Origin of the sequence: Acinetobacter sp. V2, assembly GCF_001188385.1 — a bacterium.
In the GTDB taxonomy this organism is placed as follows: domain Bacteria; phylum Pseudomonadota; class Gammaproteobacteria; order Pseudomonadales; family Moraxellaceae; genus Acinetobacter; species Acinetobacter oleivorans.
The window spans coordinates 56018-58431 of record NZ_JZFB01000003.1 but is presented as its reverse complement, the minus strand read 5'-3'; the positions used below and the strand labels follow the sequence as shown (position 1 = coordinate 58431).

Genomic DNA, 2414 nt, shown 5'->3' with positions numbered 1-2414 from the left:
CCTGCAAAACGTAACCAGCGGTAACTCACTTACTGCTTTAAAGTCGACTTCATTGGCCTGAGTGAGCGTGTCTCCTTCGCAGCCGACCAAATAAGTATCGGCTTCGGTAAGGTAAACATCCCCCTGTTTAGGCGTCGGATTAAAACGATAGAGAATGGCTAAATCGACGCTGCCATCTTCTAACCATTTTTCTAAATGCACCCCTTGCCCTTCACGCACCGACAGTTTAATTAGGGGATATTTCTCTTGAAGGACTTTATAGAGAGTCGATAACAACGGATGTGCAGTAGACGGCAAACTGGCAATACGAACCGTCCCGATCGGGGTATCGGTCGAATGCAAAATTTCATTATTCAGTTGATCGGTCACGTTCAGCCATGAACGAATTTTAGGAAGTAAATGCTGTCCTAAATCGGTCAGCTCGACACCACGTCCAGTCCGGTTAAACAAACGACCACCGCATTGCGCTTCAAGCTCGTTCATTTGCCGACTGATTTGCGGTTGGTTGGTGTTATGCAGCATGGCGACTTTGCTTAAGCTGCCGAGTTCCACCGCGTCTAAAAATATTTTCCATAATTCATAATTCATCGATTCTTCCTAAATCGTAAATAGGCAGCATTTTGAGCCATACATTTTCAGTATAACTGAAATTCAAGAATTGGTAATTCCTACATAGCTCACCTATTTCTATACTCCATTCATGTTCTCTACAACACGATTTAAGTCAGATTAAGAACCAGAGAATATTTAATTACACTGTATAGGAAGTACGATTATGAGTTTAGATTTACGTGGATTAACCCCAGCACCTGTGACTCCTTTTACCCGTGACGGACAAGTAGACCATAATGCAATTCAACGTTTAGGTTCATGGTTAGGCAGTATTGATGGTGTGAAAGGCTTGGTTGTTCTTGGGCATGCAGGTGAAGGAACATTCTTGTCGCAAAAAGAACAAATGCAGGTCATCGAAAGCTTTGTTAAATCGGTAGATGACAAAATTCCGGTAATCGCAGGGATTACACTCGAAGGTACTTCAGTTGCAGCAGAAGAAGCAAAACGTGCAGTCAGCGCTGGTGCTTCGGCAGGTTTGATTTACCCTTCACATGGCTGGTTGCGTTTTGGTTATCAAAAAGGCGCACCACAAGACCGCTATAAAGCGATTTATGAAGAAAGTGGTTTGCCATCTATTTTATTCCAATATCCAGATGCAACGAAGGCCACTTACGACTTAGAAACTCTACTCGATATTTCTGCACAGCCAGGCGTGTTTGCCATGAAAAATGGTGTGCGTAACATGCGCCGCTGGGATGTCGAAATTCCGATTATTCGCCGTGAACGTCCAGACTTACAGGTGTTGACTTGCCACGATGAATATTTGCTTCACACCATGTTTGATGTAGACGGCGCTTTGGTTGGCTACGGCAACATTGCCCCTGAACTGTTAATTGAAATGATTAAAGCAGGTAAAGCTAAAGATTACGCTAAAGCTCGTGCGATTCACGACCAATTATTACCAGTGACTCGCAATGTCTATCATCGCGGTTCACACATGGAAGGCACCGTCGCGCTTAAACATGCATTGGTTGCTCGCGGAATTTTGGACCATGCCACTGTGCGTTCGCCTCTGCTTCCACTTGCAGATGGTGCTGAGCAAGAAATTCATGATGCAATGCGTCAAGCCGGAATTGGCAAGGTCGATTTAACCCAAGCCGTTGCTTAAATTCTATTCGGGCTAGCATGTACGCTAGCCTTTTTTTCCTGTACGCTGCCTGAGGCCAAACATCGGGCATGTCTCTTAAAAACAATAATAAAAAGCATGCAAACTGTGGTGAACAGGTAGTGCGAAATAGAACAAAAAAACTACGAGGAATGTAGTAATAAGGAGATAGAAGATGACAAATCTAGCGGATGTAGAACAAATTAGTCATCATCAAAAAAATGCGGAAATTATTGCAAGACTTGAACGACTACCCGTCACTGGTCGATTGCAATTTATGCGTATTACCATTGGTATAGCGACCTTTTTTGACGCTTATACTGTTCTAGCAATTGCCTTTGCTTTACCCCAACTCATTACCGAATGGCACCTGACGCCTGCCTTTGTCGGTGCGATCATTGCCGCGGGCTATGTCGGGCAACTGGTCGGTGCGATCTTCTTTGGTTCACTTGCCGAAAAAGTCGGTCGTTTAAAAGTGCTGTCTTTTACCATTTTACTGTTTGTGGCAATGGACATTTCCTGTCTGTTTGCGTGGAGCGGAATGTCGCTGTTAATTTTCCGTTTCTTGCAGGGCGTTGGTACAGGTGGCGAAGTGCCTGTTGCGAGTGCCTACATTAATGAGTTTATTGGTGCAGAAAAGCGCGGTAAGTTTTTCTTACTCTATGAAGTTTTATTCCCACTCGGTCTTATGTTTGCA

General features: G+C 44.2%; 3 protein-coding genes. 2 read left to right on the top strand and 1 reads right to left on the bottom strand.

What is annotated here, in order from left to right:
• Positions 1 to 588: LysR family transcriptional regulator (locus UC75_RS11220; RefSeq protein WP_228137295.1), on the bottom strand; the 588-nt coding region annotated here is incomplete at its 3' end.
• A 187-nt stretch (positions 589 to 775) separates the two neighbouring features.
• On the opposite strand from UC75_RS11220, the gene UC75_RS11215 reads away from it, so the two are divergent.
• A complete protein-coding gene (locus tag UC75_RS11215; RefSeq protein WP_000050879.1) occupies positions 776 to 1720 on the top strand; it encodes a dihydrodipicolinate synthase family protein in 945 nt (314 codons plus the stop codon).
• Positions 1721 to 1892: 172 nt separating this feature from the next.
• Positions 1893 to 2414, top strand: a 522-nt coding sequence (locus UC75_RS21285; protein WP_228137294.1) for an MFS transporter, incomplete at its 3' end; no start/stop codon positions are given.

Excerpts from the sequence above, each read along its gene's own strand:
- UC75_RS11215 (WP_000050879.1), top strand. The coding sequence starts at position 776 with ATGAGTTTAGATTTACGTGGATTAACCCCAGCACCTGTGACTCCTTTT.